The organism is Saccharibacillus sp. JS10 (genome assembly GCF_024436065.1).
Taxonomy (GTDB): domain Bacteria; phylum Bacillota; class Bacilli; order Paenibacillales; family Paenibacillaceae; genus Saccharibacillus.
This window is the reverse complement of record NZ_JANFNS010000004.1, coordinates 360520-380794: the sequence shown is the minus strand read 5'-3', so window position 1 is coordinate 380794 and position 20275 is coordinate 360520. Positions and strand designations below refer to the sequence as shown.

Below are 20275 nucleotides of genomic sequence, written 5' to 3'. Positions count from 1 at the left end.
ACTGCGCTTAGCTTTGCGCCTGCAGCCATTTCTCGGTCAGATGGTCAATCTGACCTTGCAGTTCTTCTTGCTCAGCCAGCCATTGGCTGAGCTGGTCGGAATCAAGCGCGTGAGCCGGATCGCTCAGCGCTTGATTCAGTTCTGCCGAGCGCGCTTCCAGCTCGGCAATCTCTTGCTCCAGCTTCGCTGGATCGAGGCGCGGCGCAGCTTGCCGCGACGAGCGCTCGGACGACGATTCCGTCCGAGCAGCGGCGCGCACCGCAGGCGCGCCTACAGATTCTAGCGCAGCTTCCGCTTTGCTGCGCTCTTGGCGGTAATCGTCATACCCGCCAAGGGTGACGGACAGCTTGCCGCCCTCCAAGCCCCATACGCGCTGCGCGATCCGATTAATAAAGAATCGGTCGTGAGAGACGGCAAGAATCGTGCCGTCATACTCCTCCAGCGCTTCTTCCAGCGCTTCGCGAGAAGCAATATCAAGATGGTTGGTTGGCTCGTCGAGCATGAGCAAATTCGGCTTTTGCCGCATTAACACGGCTAGACGAAGACGGCTCCATTCGCCGCCGGACAATCCGGCAACCGGCTTGAACACATCTTTGCCGTAGAACAGAAACTTCGCCAGCCGTCCGCGAGACTCGCCTTCTTCCATCGCGGCTTGTTCTTTGTAATAATCCAGTACACTCATCTTGTGTGCGGGCGGTGCTTCTTCTTGCGCCAAGTAGCCGACACGTACACGCGAACCGAGACGCAGATCGCCGGCATCCGGCTGCTCTTGACCCAAGATCATGCGCATCAAGGTCGTTTTGCCTGCTCCGTTGCCGCCAATCAATACGGCACGCTCGCCATAACGCAGTAACGCATTTGCTTCATTCAGCAGCGTTCGTTCTCCGTATGCTTTTTGCACATCTTCAAGGACCAGCACTTCGTCTCCGGTGCGCCCGTCGATTTGAAGTTCCAGTCCGATCGAAGCTTGTTCCAATACAGGACGTTTGATCTTTTCCATCCGATCCAGCGACTTTTGCATCGCAGCGGCTTTGCGGAAAAACTTCGGATTATCGCCTTGCTTGCCCCATTCGATCAAGCGTTTAATCGCTTCTTTCATTTGCTTGATCACTTTTTGTTGTTCTTTGTAATCTTCGAATTGGCGTAGCAACCTAGCTTCTTTTTCTTCCCGATACTGGGTATATCCCCACGGGTATACGGTCGCTTCGCCATCTTCTAGCTCGACAACTTTTCCAATCGTCTGGGTCAAAAAGTACCGGTCGTGCGAAATCACGATGATCGTCGCCGACGAGTCGCGGATAAATCCTTCTAACCAAGACGCCGCTTCCATATCCAAATGGTTGGTCGGCTCGTCAAGCAGCAGTAGATCCGCTTCGCTGAGCAACAGCGCTGCCAAAGACACTTTGGTTTTTTCCCCGCCGGATAACCCGGCAAATGCTCTAGCGCGTTGCTTTGCCGAAATGCCAAGCCCGGAAGCTACCCCATCGATTTTCGACGAGATCTCGTATCCTCCGCCATGCTCGAAACGTTCTTGAGCTTCGCCGTATTCGCGCAGCAATCGATCCAGAGCATTTCCTTCCGATATGCCCATCTGCACTTCCAGTTCCCGCATACGCTCTTGCCAAGCAAATGTTCCGGCAAATACGCGTTGCAGCACTTCTTCGACCGTATCGTCTCCGTAATCCGGAATTTGGTCCAGCACGCCGACTTTTGCGCCTCGGCGCAGCGATACCGAACCTTCGTCCGGCGATTCGGTTCCCGATAGCAGACGAAACAGCGTCGATTTCCCGGCGCCGTTTCCACCGAGCAAGCCTACCTTTTCCCCGTCGTAAATATCGAAAGATACTTCGCTTAATACTTCTTGCGCCCCGTAAAACTTTTTCACTTGATGGCAGCCAATCATTAACATATGAATTCATCCTTTTCTGTGTTTGATTTGTCAAATTCGATCTGATTTCGGGACATTTCCCGGCGGCTGCCCAGCAAGTTTCCGCTAAAAAAGCATACAAAAAAGCCGCAGGGGAAATGTCCCTGCGGCATCGAATTCGAATTTGGATGTTGCGTCTATACGCGCGGCATGGCATGCCGAACCTTTGGATTCATTGAACTTTCCAGTTCACCAAAAGTTAAGGCTGCGGAAAATAGAGCGGCCGCGCGAAAAGCGCAGACCCAATCCGCAGATGCGAGACAGGAGCAACATTTCGCTGTTGATTCCGAATTTTGGACAGACGGGTTGTGTAATGAACAAATTGAAACGCTGAACGTTCAAATTTGGACAGACTGATCCCGTTATGCATTACGGAATGAACAATGCCACCCAGCGCCATCGGCAACTGATTTAGCACAACAAATAAATCTGCAAGCGAAAGTTTCTTTTGCATCCTATCTCACCTCCTTGTTATCGTATGCATCCATTTTACCTGCGATTTATGGTGGAGAGCAAGCTTTTTTTGAGCGTCGGTCTGATCCCATTCTTCGAATCTTCTTGGATTGTTCTTGTAAACGACACCGTTTCTTGGTTTCTGAATGGCTGGAAGTGGTAAATAAGAAAGGTAGAGTTCAACTTATCCGAACGAACCTGAGGAGGACCCCTAACATGAGCGAAAAATTCAACGTTCCAACCGAGCTTCCGAGGTACCCGCGTTCTATGTGGAGAACAGGTACGACTTTGCCTACTTTCCCTGAGATGAAAGAAGATATTAAAGTCGATGTAGCGGTAATCGGTGCCGGCATCGCTGGCGTAACGACCGCTTACTTGCTGTCGCTTGAAGGCTACAAAGTCGCACTCGTTGATGCCGGACGTATTTTGGAAGGAACAACCGGATTTACGACGGCAAAAATTTCGGCGCAGCACGGTCTCGTCTATAGCGAATTTTTGGAGAATTTCCGTCCTGAGATCGCAAGATCTTATTACGAAGCTAATATCGAAGGGCTGAACTTTATTCGCGAGATGGTGCAAACGCATAATATCGACTGCGATTTCAAAGAAGAAACTTCGTATTTGTATACCAATCAAGAAGATAAATTGGATGATCTGCGCAAAGAATTTGATGCTTATCAAGAATTGGGCATTCCGGGGCAGTGGCATGATTCGCTTCCGATTCCTGTCAAAGCCAAAGGCGCAATCTCGATGCCTGGGCAAGCTCAATTCAATCCGATCAAATATTTGAAATTTTTCGTCGAGAAATTCATTGAAAACGGCGGCTTGATTTACGAGAACACAACGATCGAAGGCGCAGTCTATGGAAAGCCGATCGAAGCTTATACCATTGACGGCAAATACCGTTTCTATTGCAACGAAATGGTCGTTACGACGCATTATCCGTTCTGGAATGTACCGGCGGGCTACTTCTCCCGTCTGAATATCGAACGTTCTTACGCGATTGTGGTGAAGCCAGAAACGACGTTCCACGGCGGGATGTACCTGAATATCGATGACGAAAAACGTTCTTTACGTTCAGCGACCTATGAAGGCGAAGAAGTACTGATCGTCGGCGGAGAAAATCATGTGCCGGGCAAAAGCGATAACACCTTCGATCACTATCTGGAATTGGAAAAATTCGCGGGCAGCACGTTCGGCGCAAGCGAAATTCCGTTCCGTTGGTCGGCGCAGGATATTACGACGTTGGACAAAATTCCGTATATCGGGCCTTTGTCTTCCGATTATCCGTTCACATTCATCGCGACGGGCTTCAACAAATGGGGTATGACGAACGGTACATTTGCGGCGCTCTTGCTGCGCGATAACATTATCCGTCGCTCGAATCCGCATATGAATACATTCAATCCGGGACGCTTTAACGATAAGAGTATGAGCCAAAATATCGTGACCGGTCTGAAAATGGCAAAAGAAATGATCGCAGGCAAATTTGCAGGCGCACATGAAAAAATCGACAATTTGGAGCCGGATGAAGGCGGTTTGGTTCGTCACAACGGCAAAAAAGTCGGTGCGTACCGCGATCCGGAAGGCGAATTATTCTTGGTCGATACGACTTGCACACATATGGGCTGCGAGACAGCATGGAACGAAGCTGAACGCTCTTGGGATTGCCCATGTCACGGTTCACGCTTCTCTTACAAAGGCGAAGTGTTAGAAGGCCCAGCTACCGATCCGCTGGAACGTATCGAAAAATAAGTGCGAATCCGATATGACTGAAAAGATGTACAACGGCAACCCCCGCTTCCTTTTGAGGAAACGGGGGTTCTTTTGAAGATACGGATCATGTAGAATAATAGTAAAATCAAGAACAGTAAATTCGTTCCAACAATTACTCAAACCGAGGTGGCGCATGAGTTCCCGCAAAAATTTCCGCAGACCGCGGCAAATTCCCTACGTATTTCTCAGCTTTCTGGGTATCATTGTTTTGATACTGGTTGGCGCTTTGGCTTGGCGATTGTTAAGCCCGGATTCTTCTTCGACAGCATCGAATACCGAACCTACGAATTCCGGAGATGTCGCTCCGAAAGTTACGGTTCCGGTGCTCGAACAAAATGGAATCAAACAGACTTCTTCTGTTGTAGATGGTCAACTCGCCGTATACGACGGCAAAGAGTGGAAAAAATCATTCTGGCCGGGCATTAACTTTGGCGCAACGACGCCGGGGCATTATCCGGGACAAGTATCTCCAACGAAAGCGGATTATTTGCGTTGGTTCCCGATGATGCAAGATATGAATATTAAAGCTGTTCGAATTTACACCATTTTGCCGCCTGATTTTTATGACGCGCTCGCCGAATATAATTCAGGCAAAGACGAACCTTTGATGCTGCTTCAAGGGATCTGGTCACCTGAAGAAGAATTGATTGGCGCTGATGGCGAAGGCAGAGATGCCTTTAGCAGCACGATCAAAAAAGGCTTTGAACAAGAAATACGCGATGTTGCCGCTGTCGTACACGGACAAGCCGATATTCCGGCAACGCCCGGTCATGCGGCGGGTCAGTACAAAACCGATGTATCTCCCTATCTGCTAGGTTGGGTACTCGGTACGGAATGGTATCCTTATACCGTACAGACGACTAACGAAGCGCATCCAGGATTGAAGCCTTACCAAGGCGAATATTTCCAAGCCAAAGCGGAAGCTTCTCCATTCGAAAGTTGGCTGGCGGAAATGCTCGATGTACTCGCTACCGAAGAAATGAAATATGGATGGCAACATCCAATTTCCTTTACCAACTGGGTCACGACCGATCCGCTGGATCACCCAAATGAACCGTTGGAACAAGAAGATTTGGTTCCTGTCGATCCGATGCATATGGAACCTACTGAAGCTTGGAAGGCCGGATATTTCGCTTCGTACCACGTGTATCCGTATTATCCAGACTCGCTCCGCCGGGATCAGAAGTATTTGGATTATGTGAACGACGAAGGCGTCAAAGATCCGTATGCCGGCTATCTGCATGAACTACGTGAACACCACAAAGGAATTCCGCTCATTATTGCTGAATTCGGGATGCCAAGTTCACGCGGGATTGCCCACTACGGGCTATTGGGCCGTAGTCAAGGGATGCACACCGAAAAGCAACAAGGCGAACTCAATGCAGGCATGTTGCACCAAATCTATAACGAAGATTACGACGGTGCAATGTTGTTCGAATGGCAAGACGAATGGTTCAAATTCACATGGAACACCATCGAACTTGAAGTCCCCGGCGACCGCAGGGCGATGTGGCGCAACCGGTTGACGAACGAAGAACACTTCGGCGTTCTAGCCATCGAACCGGAAGAAAGCCCAGACAAACTCATGACGATCGACGGCAAAACCGATGATTGGGAAAAACGCGGGCTGGTCGCAGAAGACGTCGGAAACGGCGTGAAGATGGCGATTACGAGCGACTCGTCCGATCTTTATGTATTGCTTCAAAAAGACGGCGGCAATTGGAACTTCGACGAAGATATTTTGACACTTGGGTTCGATACAACGCCAGGTGGCAGTTCAACAGCGAAGATTGCTCCGGGTATTGAGTTCGATAGCGGACAAGAATTCCTCGCTCGCTTCGAAGGTGGGCAAGGCGGCAGATTGTACGTGAACAGCGGCTACGATCAATACAGTTGGCTATACGGCTACAAACTCAAATCTGTGCCGTACAAAGCGGAGTATGCAGACGATGAAGCCGGAATCTTTTTGCCGTGGAAGCTGGCACTTAACCGAGCGCTATACTTGCCGCAAAGCAAAGTAACCGCTCCTTTCGAATCGTATGATGTAGGCAAGCTGCATTGGGGCACCAATGACCCGAATAGCGACAAGTTCAACAACCTATCCGATTGGTATGTAGAAGGCGATACATTGGAAGTGCGTATCCCGTGGATGCTGCTTGGGTTCACCGATCCAAGTAAGCTTCAAGTATGGAAATATCCATATGGGACAGAAGCCGTAACTCCAATCGATACAGACGGTGTATCCGTCTCGGCAGTCTTGTCGCCAGCTGGCAGCGCAGTATCTTCGCAAGAAGTAGCTAAACCTTCTTCACGTGCGTATACATGGGATGCTTGGGATTTACCGCCTTATCATGAACGCGAGAAAAAAAGCTTTAATATTTTGAAAGAAGCGTTCGCTGAATACGATAAAGAAGTCAAAGGTTCTTCTCGTTAATCCGCTTTAATGTATTAAAAAAAGCCCGATTCGGTCATTACCGAGTCGGGCTTTTTAGATTTATGTTTTTAAATATTCCGCGAAATTTTCCCGCAAATACGGCGTATGGATATCTTCACGCAGATGATGGATCACCAATTCGTCGATCGGCTCAATCCGGCGTTCTGTAATACAACTCAAAATAGATCGATGCTCGGCAAGAATGACTTTTAGCTTTTCTTTTTGCAGCATATGCAATCGACGATACCTTTCGTAATGTGCATTAGACTGCTGAATCAACTCCCACAAAAAGCCTCGTCCTGCCCATTCAAATAACCCTTTATGAAACTGATCATCCAATTGCAAAAACGCAGCATGTGCATCTTCTTGTTGAATACAAGCTTCTTGCCGACTTAATATTTCGTTTAATTTCATCACGCCTTGAATCGATAACGGAGACTGTTGCGATGCCAAATTTTTGATCAATTCTTTTTCCAGCGTGCTCCGCAAATAGATGATCTGCTCGACCGACTCCAGATCGATATACGACACTACATTCCCTCGCTTCGGATACACATGGATATATCCTTCGTGAGCCAGTTGCTTTAAGATGTCTCGCAGCGGCGTTCTCGAAAGTTGAAACCTTTCGGATAGTACCGTTTCGCTTAAGATCGTACCGGGTTTTAATTCCAAATTCAAAATCTCGTTTCGTAGTCGATGCAAAATATCCGCTTTTCCGTTCATCTCTTCACCTTCTCTACGTATCTACTTTGTAGTATACAACGATACTTTAGGAAAATAATAGGTTTAAAAGACTTTAAATTGACAGTGAGCTCAAAAAAATCTATGATAAACCCAATCTTGTATACAAGTTTCGAAATCAGAATGAATCTTAATAGTGGAGGTTCTGTTTATGAAAATGACTTGGCGATGGTACGGAGAAGGCAACGACGAAATTACGCTGGATCAGATTCGGCAAATTCCGGGTATTAGCGGGATTGTCTGGTCGTTGCACCACAAAACAGCAGGCGAAGTATGGGAAGAACACGAAATTGCCGCAGAAGCTCAGCATATTCAATCCAAAGGCTTTTCGGTAGACGTTGTTGAAAGCGTTAACGTACACGATGATATTAAGATTGGTCTACCTTCTCGCGACCGCTATATCGACATCTATATCGATACGATCCGCAAACTTTCCGCTGTTGGCGTCAAAGTCATCTGTTATAACTTTATGCCGATTTTTGACTGGACGCGAACTGATCTTTTTTATCCGCTGCCGGACGGGTCGAACGCTTTATTTTATGAGAAAGCTTCGATCGGTAAAGACCCGCATCAAATGGCGAAGATGATTATCGACGGCGGTGGATCGTTTACGATTCCGGGCTGGGAACCCGAGCGACTCTCTCGGTTAGATGAATTGTTCGCCGCTTATGCCGATGTCGGCGAAGAAAAGCTATTCGATAATCTCGTCTATTTTCTTCAAAAAATCATGCCGGTATGCGAAGAATGCGGAATCAAAATGGCGATTCATCCTGATGATCCTGCGTGGCCGATCTTCGGATTACCTCGCATTGTGCGTAGCCAAGAAACGATTCGTCGTCTGCTCAATGCAGTGAATCACCCGCATAACGGACTGACCTTTTGCTCAGGTTCGCTCGGAACGCTTCCGGAAAACGATCTGCCCGCTATTTTGAACGAATTCAAAGACCGGATTTATTTTGCCCATCTGCGTAATATCAAAATTTTCGATAACGGAGATTTCGTCGAAGTGTCGCACAAACTGGGCGATGGCAACGTGAACTTGCCGGAGTTGGTCAAAGTATTGCATGAGAACGGCTACGAAGGCTATGTGCGTCCCGATCACGGTCGACATCTGTGGGGAGAAGAAAGTCATTGTCGCCCCGGATATGGCTTGTACGATCGCGCTTTCGGCGTCATGTATTTGCTTGGAGTCTGGGACGGATTAGAAAATGCTCGCAAAAGTCTTCGATCCAATTGAAGGAGGTCTATCTGATGTTGGAACTGAATGAACGAGGTCTACAACATGTTCGAGCGTGGGAAGCCGCAGGCGTGGAACTTCCTCAATATGATCGAAAACAAATCACGGAAAACACAAGAAATCGTCCGCGTTGGATTCATTTTGGCGCCGGGAACATTTTTCGTAGCCTGATTGCCAAAGCCGCGCAAAATTTGCTGAATCAAGGCGCAGCCGACACCGGAATCATTATTGCCGCAACGCCAGGTTCGGAGACCCTCAACCAAATCTACCGTCCTCACGACCTTTTAACGCTAGCTGTCGAAATGAGTGCAGACGGTACATTTCACAAAAAGCTTCTCGCTAGCGTAACTCATGCTCTATATGCCGATCCTACGCTCCCTGAAGATTATGCCCAGCTTACCGCCGCTTTTGAAAATGAAAGTCTGCAATTGGTCTCGTTCACGATTACGGAAAAAGGCTATTCGCTCACGAATGCTGACGGCGAGTATAACGAACAAGCGCGACGCGATTTTGAAGCCGATCCTGCTCAAGCTACGCATGTGATCGCGGTTGTCGCGGCGCTTGCACTATATCGCTATCGTAAAGGCTCCCTTCCGCTTGCTTTCGTCAGTCTCGACAATTGCTCGCGCAACGGAGACGTATTGCGTGCATCGCTGACGACGGTAGCCAAACAATGGATCGAGCGCGGATATGCCGAAAGTGGATTTTTGCATTATTTGGAAGATTCAAATCTGGTATCTTTCCCTCTTACGATGGTCGATAAAATTACGCCGCGTCCTTCCGAGATTGTTCAAGCCGAATTGGAACGTCTAGGCATTGAAGGGATGAATACCTCGACTTCGTCTCGCCATACGTACTCGGCACCTTTTGTAAATGCGGAGCAAGTCGAATATGTCGTGATCGAAGACCATTTTCCGGCAGGACGACCTGATTTCGAAGCGGCAGGCTTCTATATGAGCAATCGGGAGACGGTCATTCGAACCGAAACGATGAAAGTCACGACTTGTCTAAATCCGATACATACCGCTCTTGCGATTACGGGTTGTCTGCTCGGATACAAGAAAATTTCGGATGAAATGCGGGATCCTCTGCTACGTCAACTTGCCGAAAATATCGGACGCCATGAAGGGCTGCCTGTTGTCGTAGATCCGGGTATTTTGTCTCCCGCAACTTTTCTGGGCGAAGTGTTGCAAGAACGTTTTCCAAATCCGTATATCCCGGATACGCCGCAACGAATCGCCGCCGATACATCGCAAAAAATCGGAATTCGTTTTGGACATACTCTACGTGCTTATATGGAGCATCCGAATCTGAACGCGGCAGACTTGGTCTCAATTCCGCTAGTGATTGCCGCTTGGTGTCGTTATCTGCAAGGTATTGGCGACGACGGGCAACCTTTTGAAATAAGCCCCGATCCGCGGCTGGATGAACTGCGTCAGCGGCTTGAACAACCGGAAGCGATTCGCGGCATTTTGAGCGATACCTCATTATTCGGTGTGGATCTGCAAGCAGCCGGTCTGATCGAAAAGATTGAGCGCATGTATAAAGAGATGTCTGAAGGAGTCGGAGCCGTGCGCCGCACGTTGGAACGAGAATTGAACGCCGAAAGGAGTGTATGACGATGACACAATCTTCTACAGGTTATGCCGCTTGGCTGCCTTCCGAGCGATGGAGCGACGAAGCTCGAATTGAATCTTGGCGTCCGCTATTTGAACAGATTGAAGCGCATATGATCCTCCGCCATGAAGGTGCCGGAGCTTCGGCGCTTCGAGAACTGATTGGCGGAATTCAGACGCTGAGCGGAATATCGCCTAGACTGACCGTAAAATCCGGTACGCCTTTGCTGATCTTCGGTGATGCTCAAGTCTCTCAAAAAGCTCCCTCGGATTTGCAAGAAATCGAGCTTGCGGAAGAAGCCTATGCGCTACAGATTGATCTTGAAAATTCGATTCCTTATGCGCTGATCCGCGGCGGATCGGACGTTGGATTATTGCACGGCGTATTTGCTTTCCTGCGTCTGCTTGGGACTCAGCAAAGCCGACCGGATAAGCTGCATGAGATCGAAGCTCCGCATCATCCGATCCGTATGATCGATCAGTGGGACAATATGGACGGCAGTGTCGAGCGCGGTTATTCCGGCAATTCGATCTTTTACCGGGACAACCGGATTCTGCTGGAGTCACAGCGTATTGCCGATTATGCACGTCTACTTGCTTCGGTCGGAATCAATGCGATCTCGATCAATAACGTCAATGTGCACGCTGCTGAAACCAAGCTGATTACCGCCGATCTGCTACCAGACGTCAAGCGTCTTAGCGATTTGTTTTCAAGTTATGGCATCAAACTATTTCTGAGCATCAATTACGCGGCTCCGATCGAACTCCGTGAACTAGACACCGCTGATCCGCTAGATGCGGATGTACAGCAATGGTGGCGAGACAAAGCTCAAGAAATTTATGCCGCTATTCCTGATTTCGGCGGTTTTGTCGTCAAAGCCGATTCCGAAAATAGACCGGGTCCTTTCACTTACGGACGCGACCATGCCGACGGCGCCAATCTACTCGCCGATGCTTTGGCTCCGTTCGGCGGGCTGGTGTTTTGGCGCTGCTTCGTCTATGACTGCCATCAAGATTGGCGAGACCGTTCGACAGATCGGGCGCGCGCCGCTTACGATCATTTCAAGCCGCTGGACGGCAAGTTCCGCGACAATGTCATTTTGCAAATCAAAAATGGGCCGATGGATTTTCAAGTCCGCGAACCGATCTCGCCTTTATTCGGTGCAATGCCCCTTACCAATCAGGTGATGGAGTTTCAGATCGCTCAAGAATATACCGGTCAACAACGAGATGTCTGTTTCCTGGTTCCGCAGTGGAAAACGTATTTGGATTTCGATACCCATCTTACAGGCGAAGGGACAACCGTTAAAAAAATCGCTGCCGGGCAGATTCATCCGTTTGCCCAAAGCGGCGTTGCCGCTGTCTCCAATATCGGTGACGACGACAACTGGACCGGGCATCATTTGGCGCAAGCCAATCTATACGGATTCGGACGGCTAGCTTGGAATCCCGAATTATCAGCCGAAAGTATCGCAGCGCAATGGAGCGCCCTCACCTTCGGCTTGTTGAATCCAGCGGCGTTGTTCGTCGAAAAGCTACTGATGGAATCATGGTCGGTCTACGAAAGCTATGCGGCTCCGCTCAGCGTCGGCTGGATGGTACAGCCGCATTACCACTACGCGGTAGATATAGACGGCTATGAATACTCCAAATGGGGCACGTATCATTTCGCGGATCGGGACGGAGTTGGCATTGACCGAACGATCGCGACCGGAACCGGCTACACCGGGCAATACGCAGCTGAAAATCGCGATGTATACGACTCTTTAGAAAATTGTCCCGACGAAGTATTGCTCTTTTTCCATCATGTACCGTACACGCATATACTTAAGTCCGGCAAAACGTTAATTCAGCATATTTACGATAGCCGATTCGAAGGAGTCGCTCGCATTGAACGTTGGATTGAACAGTGGAAGTCTTTGGCGTCCGAAGTCGATCCCAGTAGATTCGAACATATTTTGCGGCGGTTAGAAGGTCAATTGGACAATGCGAAGCAGTGGCGCGATGTCGTGAGTACTTACTTTTACCGGAAATCCGGAATTGCCGACGAGCATGGGCGAACGATTTATGGATGACCTCGAACTGACCATTCAGAACGTGATCGATGTGCTATACGAAAAGGTAGAAGCTTCATTGCCTGAGCCGAGTGTCGATCGGCTCCTGATTGGCAATACGGATTCGGTCGTCACCGGAATTGTCACGACGTTTATGCCGACGACCCATGTCATCGAGCAAGCGGCGCAGATTGGCGCAAATCTGGTGATCGGTCACGAAGGATTATTTTTCTCGCATCATGAACGCTCGCCGGAATCGCCGGAACTTCCAGTTGAACGGATAAAAAGGCAACGGATCCAAGCGCTAGATGTAGCTGTATTTCGTTGTCATGATCTGATTCATCGTTATCGCCCCGACGCGATCACCGAAGGATTAATCCAAAAGCTTAACTGGAATGCGTATGTACACGAACATCGACCCGAAACCGCGATTGTTCATCTTCCGACTCAGACACTGGAACAGATCGTTGCGACACTTAAAAAAGAGCTGAATATTCCTTATGTCCGAGTCATGGGCGATCTGGAGAAGTCTTTTTCCAAAGTTGCCGTATCTGTCGGGTATCGCGGAGGTGGCTCTATCTCTATTCCGATTCTGGAAAGCGGCGAAGCTCAGCTCATCATTTGCGGCGAAGGCCCAGAATGGGAAACGCCGGAGTATGTACGAGAACGTCTACAACTCCATCAACACGGTGCGCTGATCGTACTTGGACATGCCGAAAGCGAAACACCGGGAATGGAATTTCTAGCGGCGCAATTGCGACATCGATTCCCGACTCTTCCTATCCATCACATCCAAGAAGCTCCGATCTTCCAAGTGAGATAGCATTAAAAAAAACGTCCGGCGTTTCTCCTTCTATAAGGAGACGTCGGACGTTTATCGGTTATGCACAAAAAAGTCAGTCGGTCTAAGCCGTAGTCGCTGTAGAAGCGGCTGCCAGATAACGCGCATATTCAGGTAACACTTCATAATAGCCGCTAAGCGATTGTCCTCGGATCGTATCGAATACAATCGGGTTTTCCCCGCGTAGCAAGTCATCGGCGTACTGCCAAGCGTTTTGCTCCAAACGCAAAGAAATGCGAGTACGTGACACTTTACCACGAATACTCGAAAGGCGGTTCGATAAATACTCAAGTTCCGGGTCATGGGCGTGCCCTAGCTCATGCGCTAGAACTACACGTACATATTCTTGAAACGGTTCAAGCGAATCGAATAAAAGCTCGCATTGTTGTTCAAGCACACCTAAGTACAAGGTGATTCGATTATCGTCCAGATTGTATTTACCACCGATCAATCGTTTTCCGGGAAAAAGATTTTCCAATACCACTTCGATTTTGCTGTTCGAACGGGCGAGGACGTCGGTTACGGTATCTTCGATAAGGGTTCTGTTCATACAAGTTCTCCCGTTCCTTTTTTACCATTCATATCGGCTTGTTGCCGCTTTTTATAAAGGGAAGCCGGAGAATAGTATAACGCGATACGAACGAAAATGGAAACAAATAATGTTTTTACCCGCTTTCTAACTTTTTGAAACAACTTACCGAGATCATCACTAAAAACATAGGTTTTTCCGCATGAATCGGCGCCAAACTTGGAAAATGCGAGCAAGTCCGTTACACTGAAACGAGGGATTTTTTTAATTCGAGGAGGATAATTATAGTGACTATGACAGACTTGAAAAATCAAACCGCAATTATTACGGGAGCTGGCAAAGGCATCGGACGTTCGATCGCTGAAGCTTTGGCTGCCGAAGGCGTACATCTCGGTCTGATTGCCCGTACTGCTTCCGATCTGGAATCACTGCGCAGCGAATTAAGCGATAAATATAAAGTAAATGTGTTTGTACATGCGGCAGACGTATCCGTTCGCGCAGATATCGAAGCAGCCGTTCAAAATTTGCAGGAACAACTCGGTGCGATCGATATTCTAATCAACAATGCCGGTATCGGCTCGTTCGGTAAGATGATTGATATGGACCCGGAAGAGTGGGAACGCATTATTCGCATCAACCTGATGGGCGCTTACTATACGACGCGCGCGGCTCTGCCATTCATGATTGAGCAAAACAGCGGGAATATCTTGAATGTCGCTTCGACTGCCGGAGAGCGCGGCTTTGCGACGGGTTCGGCATATTGCGCATCCAAAGCAGGTCTGATCGCGATGAGCGAAGCGGTCATGCAAGAAGTTCGCAAATCGAATATTCGCGTAGTGACCTTAAATCCAAGTACCGTTAACACGGAACTTGCGACGTCCAACAACTTGCCGATCGGCGACGATGATCGCATGATGCAACCGGAAGACGTAGCCGACCTTGCCGTCGCGACATTGAAGCTTCCTGCACGCATGTTCGTGAAGACTGCGGCTCTTTGGACAACCAACCCGCAATAATCTTTAGCTACTCAAAAAAAGCCGAGTGACGTCTACATCCAGACGTTTCTCGGCTTTTGCTTATTTCTGCATTTCATATTCTAATGATTGTCACCACCGCCGTGCCCGGTTATCGGACACCGCGCTACCGATGACGTCATCGGGCACCCTTGCTGAACGGTCGGCGTTTCAGTCGCAGCCATTTGCGGATTGCCATACGGTTTTTTTCGATAAAAGAAATTAGGCTTCACGGTTGTATTATCGTAACGCTTGTGGAAAATATGCGTCGTCGCAGGCGACATCGGCGGAATCAACCACGCCCAATTCCCGGTCACGTCTCGTCCTGCTTCGCGCTCTCTTTTTTCAAAAGTCTCAAATTGCGAAGCGGCTGTATGATGATCGATCATACTCACTCCGGCGGCGCGGTACGATTCCAGCACCGCTACATTTAATTCGACTAAGGCTCGATCTTGCCACAATGTACTGCGGCGGCTTCGATCGATGCCCATCAGATCGGCGATCGTCGGCAGCAGATTATAACGTCCTTCATCGGCAAGATTACGCGCTCCAATCTCCGTACCCATATACCACCCGTTAAAAGGTGCTCCGTGATACTGAATTCCGCCAATCTCCAATCGCATATTCGATACAGCAGGAACGGCGTACCATTTAAGCCCGAGTTCATCGAATCCCGGCAGATCAGGATGAACGATATGGACTTCCAGCACTTTTTCTTGCGGCAATTCGAAATATTTGGGCGATTTACTGTCGATTTGAATGACTAACGGCAATACGTCAAAAGGCGTTTTTGCACCTTTCCAGCCAAATTTTTCGCAAATCATGGTGAATTCTTGAGATACCGGATCACCTATTGTCGTGCCGTCTTCTTGGATATATCCCGCATATCGAATCAATTGCTCATTCCAGATCTGTACGCCTTTTGATTCTCCGTGTTGCGGTCTAAAGATTGTAATCGTAGGACGTATACGTCCTTTATTGGTTGCATACTCAATATGTTCGATTAGCGCATCGGCTACTTCTTGTTCGGAAGAAGCTTGCCGCCGATCGATCACATGCAGACTGTCCCACGGCAACCGTCCAATGCAGCGGTTACTGTTGCGCCAAGCCATACGTGCTCCGTGCTGAAGTTCTTCGTAGGTGTGATGATACGTACCGCTATCTTCGATTTCTTGCTTAATTTCTTCGATCCGCTGCTGGATTATATCTGCTTTCAATCCAAGCTCGTTGTAACATTGCTCGATAAAAAGTTGGGCTTCTTCAAACAAAGTCGCTTGTGCGCTCATCGTTACACACCTCATTTGATCTATAATCGAAAATTCATCTCTTTGTATCATAAAGCAGAATTGAAGAAACCAAGCATACATTTCAGGAAGATTTGGTGTCAAAATTTATTGAAGCTCAGCAAAAAGGCGAAGCCAAAGATTCTGCCTGATTGCAGAATCTTTGACTTCGCCGGATTTAACGTCTGTACATCTTAACGACCCAGGTATGCTTCCAACATCCATGCGTCTTTTTGTATAGCGGCTTGCATGCCGATCAACATATCTTCTGTCGCTTTGTCTTCGAGCGAACCTGCAAGTTCAATGACTTCTTGCAACTCAGAAGCTTGAGCGCGGAAATCGTGTACCAGTGCTTCCACCATTTCTTCAGCGGTCTCCGTACCTGTCGCTTCGGACACACTGCTCAGCTCCAGCTGTTCGCGAATCGTCGCGACTGGCGATCCGCCAATTGCAAGCAGACGCTCTGCGACTTCGTCCATACGCTCTGTAGCCGCATTGTAAAATTCTTCGAATTTAGCATGCAAAGTGAAAAAGTTCGAGCCTTTCACATACCAATGGAAGTTATGCAGCTTCGTATATAAAACCGAAAAATTCGCGACTTGTTTATTCAACGCTTGATACAACTCAGCAGCCGTGTCGACATTCAAATCTACATTCACGTTAGTTTGTACAGTTTTCATATGAGGGTAGCTCCTTTTATTTTAAATTTAGACTTATTCTAATTCCTGTTTAAAGTATATCACCGTGGATTGAAAAAAGCGAGCCTTTTAAGAAAAAAAGCTCGCTTTCTACCGAAGTAGAAAACGAGCAATTTTTGAACATGATATGAAATCACTTCTAGTAGCGTTTTGGCTAGTCCGCTTGCGCAGCAAGAGGTAAGCCAAAATCACTTCTAGTAGCGTTTTGGCGCGGATGTTCTTGCCAGTTCCGTAATGTAGTCGAAAAATCCTTCGGCATTTACGTCGTATACGAGTTGTACCGGACGACCGTCAGCTGTCTCGACGGTGCGACCTTGGCTCGGTCCATCAGGAATGACGATTGCGTTTACGGTGCGACGCTCAACCAATTCCGGTTTGCCCAGCGAAGCTGTCGTGAGCACGTCCCACAGGTAATACGTCGAGTTCGTTTCCATATAGACCAGCGGCGGGCAGAATGCGTAGCATTGTCCCAAGAAATCGATGCCTTCAAAGCGACGCTCGGATGCCCAACGGTTACGAACAGCCAACGTCAACGGGACTTTGTTGGTACTTTCCAAAGCGACCAGATCAATCTCGATACCGGTACGGAATACGCGATCTGCGGCTTCTGGGTCCCAGAACACATTCCATTCCGCTGTGCCATCATGCTCCGGCTCCTGCACGTTACCCGCTTGGAATGTACCGCCCATCCAGAACAGACGCGAAATCTTCGCTTCGATCTCTGGCGCTTCGTCCAATGCACGAGCAAGATCGGTCAGCGGACCCGTGAACAACAGCGTCGTTTGCCCTTCCGTGCGTTTCACCGTCTCGATCAGATGACGGTGTGCTGGCAATTCCGACAATGGCGCTTCCATCGTGCCAGACTCGTTAAGCATCGGGATTGCATCGACCAAAAACGAGTGCATCCGCCATTCCGCAGGGAACGGGTTTTTGCCGCGTGAGTTGGATTTCGCCACTTCTACGACTTGACCTTGACCGAAACGATCGATAATTTTACGGCTTGCATCGGTTGCAGGCTCCAAATATCCGTCCGCAGGAATGACCGATACGCCAGTCAGTTCGACTTCTTCCATTTGCAGAAGCAAAAATAAAGAAACTAAATCATCTACGCCGCCATCATGATTGAAATATACAGGTGTTTTCAAATCTTCCACTCCTCAACGTTCGTCTTTTCACTTCATACTTTATTTATTATGAAGCTTGCAAGGAACTCCGTAAAGGCAAACCTATAAATTCAATACATCCTTTGCACATTACACTTACGCCTTTTCGTTAACCGCACCTTCTTGCGTACGCTGCGGAGCTTTACCGGGCCAGAAAGCTGCGCGCCCTAACAACATTGTGATCGCGGGTACCAAAAACGGACGTACGATAAAGGTATCCAGCAGCACGCCCAATGCCGCGACAACCCCGAATTGCACCAATACTTGAATCGGCAAAGTTGCGAGTACCGCAAAAGTCCCTGCCAGAATGATGCCTGCCGAAGTGATGACCGTACTCGTCTCGCCTACCCCTTCTCGAATCGCACGCTTGAGCGGCATATGACGGCTTTTTTTCCAGATGCTTGAGACCATAAAGATATTGTAGTCTTCGCCTAATGCAACCAAAAATACGAACGCGTACAGCGGAATTGCGCCTTGGATCGCATCTTGACCGAATCCATAGTGCAAGATGAGCCAGCCTAATCCCAATGCAGAGAAGTAAGATAAGACGACCGTTGCAATTAGATAGACCGTCGCTACAATCGAACGCAGATACAATAGAAGTAACAGAGAAATCAATCCGATCACGACCGGAATAACCAAATCGGTATCGTGTTCGGTTGCGGCTCGCGTATCCGCTTGGGTCGCTGTCTGACCTCCGATCCAAACTTTAAGCTCGGGTTCAGTGATCCCTTCACGTTGGAGCGCCTGCTCCGTTGTTTCCCGCATAATCGCAATATCGTCCATCGCTTCGATGGAATACGGATTCGTATTTAGCTTCACACTGTAAAGGAGAATGTCTGCATTTCGCGCTCCTTTTTCCGGTTCAGCAACTTCATCGACGAAAGGCAGATCCGACAATTTCGCAGCCAGATCATTACTTTTGCCTTCGGTGTCTACAATCACTTGCACCGGAGCAAGCTCACCCGGAGAAAATCGTTCCGCAATCGTATCGAATCCTTCGACCGAAGGCATATCGGAAGGGAACGCGGACAACAGATCATAGGTGAACCGAATCTGCGATGACGCTGCTGCCAGACCTCCCAACACGATCAGCGAAGCAATGACGACTTTCCATGGGCGTTCGGTCACGATTCTGCCGATCCGGCTTTCTTTTTTGGGTTTCGCTGGCTTAACAGGCTTGCCACGACGCTTCGCGCGCTGTACCTCCATCTCGGGTGTGCGTGGCACAAACGGGAAGAAAGAAGCGCGTCCAATAATCGCAAGCATTGCCGGTACAAGCGTCAGACTCGCAATTCCCATGACTAGAATCGCGACGCCAAAAGGCACGGCAAACCGATGATAAGCGCCGTATTGCGCAAGTAGCAACGTGAACAACGATAACACAACCGTCAAGCCACTCATGGCGATTGCACCGGACGAACCCGAGATCGCTTGTTTTAACGCTTCACGTTTGCTGGAAGTCTCGGTCAGACATTGCCGGAAACGCGTAATCAAAAATAGACAATAATCGGTTCCGGCTCCGAATAGCAGAACCGTCATAATCGAAATCCCTTGCGCATCCGCGACGATCCATCCTTGATCCGCCATCACGCCTAAGATTGGGCTGATCACCAGATACGCGAATCCCACTGCTACGATTGGAATCAACGCCAGAATAGGCGAACGATAGATCAACAGCAAGATGACCAATACCAACAGTACCGTCGCGATCAGCAAGGATACGTCTGCATTTTGGAACAATGCGCCGCCGTCAATCGCAATCCCTACCGGACCTGTAATTCGTGCAGATAAATCGCTTGTCCCGATCTTCGCTTCAAAAGGATCATCACCTGTGACCGAGATCGCCCGATCTTTTAACTCTTGAATCCCTTCTTTGAGACCTTCGGTATCCGCAGATTCTTCGAACGTAATCGGTAACGTAATCGTACTTCCGTCTTCGGATAGTAAAGACTGCCGCACCGGTGCCGGAAGCTGATGAAAAGGAAGTACACTTGCTTGGTTGACTACAGGTTGTTCTTCCAATGATTTCGTCAAAGCAGCGAGTTGATCCAGATCGGCATCACTTAAACCGCCGCTTCGACTCCATACGCCTAAAGCGACTTGCCCACCATCTCCAGCAAATTCACGTTCGGCGACTTCTGCGGCTTGGACAGAAGGATAATCGTTGCTCAAATCGGCAGCTGCATTGTTTTCTTTTTCATTCACGCTTGGAAAAATAAGATTCAGTACAATGGCAGCTACGATCCAGATTCCCAACACGACCCAACGTCCGACAGGCCCTGCTAATACACCGGCAATCCCCGACCGCTTGTCTGGCTTATGATCTTGCTTCGACATTTTCGATATGCCCCGCTTTCTACATTCCAATTTTCCCCGTGTTAAAAATTCCCCAAATCTTGATCCGCTCCAAATGACTCATTGGTCATTAATCGTATTATGACTCATGAGTCATTTTTGGTCAATATAAAAAAGCAGCAAACAAAAAAGATTCGCTGCCGCTTTTTAAT

At 48.7% G+C, this 20275-nt stretch carries 15 protein-coding genes; 7 read left to right on the top strand and 8 right to left on the bottom strand.

Annotation, left to right across the window (positions count from 1 at the left end; translation table 11 throughout):
• Window positions 1–7: 7 nt before the first annotated feature.
• Together abc-f and NOM90_RS14495 are read right to left on the bottom strand one after the other, a co-directional pair.
• On the bottom strand, window positions 8–1909 hold the full coding sequence (gene abc-f / locus NOM90_RS14500) for a ribosomal protection-like ABC-F family protein (RefSeq protein WP_255942873.1): 1902 nt from the start codon (window positions 1907–1909) through the stop codon (window positions 8–10).
• Window positions 1910–2126: 217 nt separating this feature from the next.
• Window positions 2127–2381 carry a hypothetical protein gene (locus tag NOM90_RS14495; RefSeq protein WP_255942871.1) on the bottom strand — a complete coding sequence of 85 codons (255 nt, stop codon included), beginning with the start codon at window positions 2379–2381 and terminating at the stop codon, window positions 2127–2129.
• A gap of 215 nt (window positions 2382–2596) precedes the next feature.
• On the opposite strand from NOM90_RS14495, the gene NOM90_RS14490 reads away from it, so the two are divergent.
• Both NOM90_RS14490 and NOM90_RS14485 read left to right on the top strand, forming a co-directional pair.
• A complete protein-coding gene (locus NOM90_RS14490; protein WP_255942869.1) occupies window positions 2597–4135 on the top strand; it encodes an FAD-dependent oxidoreductase in 1539 nt (512 codons plus the stop codon).
• 154 nt (window positions 4136–4289) lie between these two features.
• On the top strand, window positions 4290–6590 hold the full coding sequence (locus tag NOM90_RS14485) for a hypothetical protein (protein WP_255942867.1): 2301 nt from the start codon (window positions 4290–4292) through the stop codon (window positions 6588–6590).
• A gap of 60 nt (window positions 6591–6650) precedes the next feature.
• Here NOM90_RS14485 and NOM90_RS14480 read toward each other — a convergent pair whose 3' ends face one another.
• On the bottom strand, window positions 6651–7313 hold the full coding sequence (locus tag NOM90_RS14480) for a GntR family transcriptional regulator (protein WP_255942866.1): 663 nt from the start codon (window positions 7311–7313) through the stop codon (window positions 6651–6653).
• Window positions 7314–7482: 169 nt separating this feature from the next.
• Between NOM90_RS14480 and uxuA the strand changes: the two genes are divergently transcribed.
• From uxuA to NOM90_RS14460, 4 genes are read left to right on the top strand one after another with little or no spacing between them, the layout of a single operon-like run.
• Window positions 7483–8568, top strand: coding sequence for a mannonate dehydratase (gene uxuA / locus NOM90_RS14475; protein ID WP_255942865.1), 1086 nt, complete (start codon window positions 7483–7485; stop codon window positions 8566–8568).
• A 14-nt stretch (window positions 8569–8582) separates the two neighbouring features.
• Window positions 8583–10187 carry a mannitol dehydrogenase family protein gene (locus tag NOM90_RS14470; RefSeq protein ID WP_255942863.1) on the top strand — a complete coding sequence of 535 codons (1605 nt, stop codon included), beginning with the start codon at window positions 8583–8585 and terminating at the stop codon, window positions 10185–10187.
• A 2-nt stretch (window positions 10188–10189) separates the two neighbouring features.
• The gene (locus tag NOM90_RS14465) at window positions 10190–12259 is read left to right on the top strand and encodes an alpha-glucuronidase (RefSeq protein ID WP_255942861.1); all 2070 of its coding nucleotides are present in this window, start codon (window positions 10190–10192) and stop codon (window positions 12257–12259) included.
• Window positions 12252–13061 (top strand): Nif3-like dinuclear metal center hexameric protein, encoded by an 810-nt coding sequence (locus NOM90_RS14460; protein ID WP_255942859.1) that lies wholly within the window; start codon window positions 12252–12254, stop codon window positions 13059–13061. Before NOM90_RS14465 ends, NOM90_RS14460 begins: the two co-directional genes overlap by 8 nt.
• An 82-nt stretch (window positions 13062–13143) precedes the next feature.
• On the opposite strand, the gene NOM90_RS14455 is transcribed toward NOM90_RS14460, so the two are convergent.
• Window positions 13144–13629, bottom strand: coding sequence for a hypothetical protein (locus tag NOM90_RS14455; RefSeq protein ID WP_255942858.1), 486 nt, complete (start codon window positions 13627–13629; stop codon window positions 13144–13146).
• Window positions 13630–13901: 272 nt separating this feature from the next.
• On the opposite strand from NOM90_RS14455, the gene NOM90_RS14450 reads away from it, so the two are divergent.
• The gene (locus tag NOM90_RS14450; RefSeq protein ID WP_255943053.1) at window positions 13902–14624 is read left to right on the top strand and encodes a 3-ketoacyl-ACP reductase; all 723 of its coding nucleotides are present in this window, start codon (window positions 13902–13904) and stop codon (window positions 14622–14624) included.
• An 80-nt stretch (window positions 14625–14704) separates the two neighbouring features.
• On the opposite strand, the gene NOM90_RS14445 is transcribed toward NOM90_RS14450, so the two are convergent.
• The 4 genes from NOM90_RS14445 to NOM90_RS14430 form a co-directional block, all read right to left on the bottom strand.
• Window positions 14705–15907: a nitric oxide synthase oxygenase gene (locus NOM90_RS14445; protein WP_255942856.1), complete on the bottom strand. Its 1203-nt coding sequence runs from the start codon at window positions 15905–15907 to the stop codon at window positions 14705–14707.
• A 191-nt stretch (window positions 15908–16098) separates the two neighbouring features.
• Entirely contained in the window at window positions 16099–16584 is a 486-nt protein-coding gene (locus NOM90_RS14440; protein ID WP_255942855.1) for a Dps family protein, read from the bottom strand.
• A 212-nt stretch (window positions 16585–16796) separates the two neighbouring features.
• Complete coding sequence (locus tag NOM90_RS14435; RefSeq protein WP_255942853.1) at window positions 16797–17747, bottom strand: nucleoside hydrolase; 951 nt, start codon at window positions 17745–17747, stop codon at window positions 16797–16799.
• 114 nt (window positions 17748–17861) lie between these two features.
• Window positions 17862–20105 (bottom strand): MMPL family transporter, encoded by a 2244-nt coding sequence (locus NOM90_RS14430; RefSeq protein ID WP_255942850.1) that lies wholly within the window; start codon window positions 20103–20105, stop codon window positions 17862–17864.
• Between the last annotated feature and the right edge of the window lie 170 nt (window positions 20106–20275).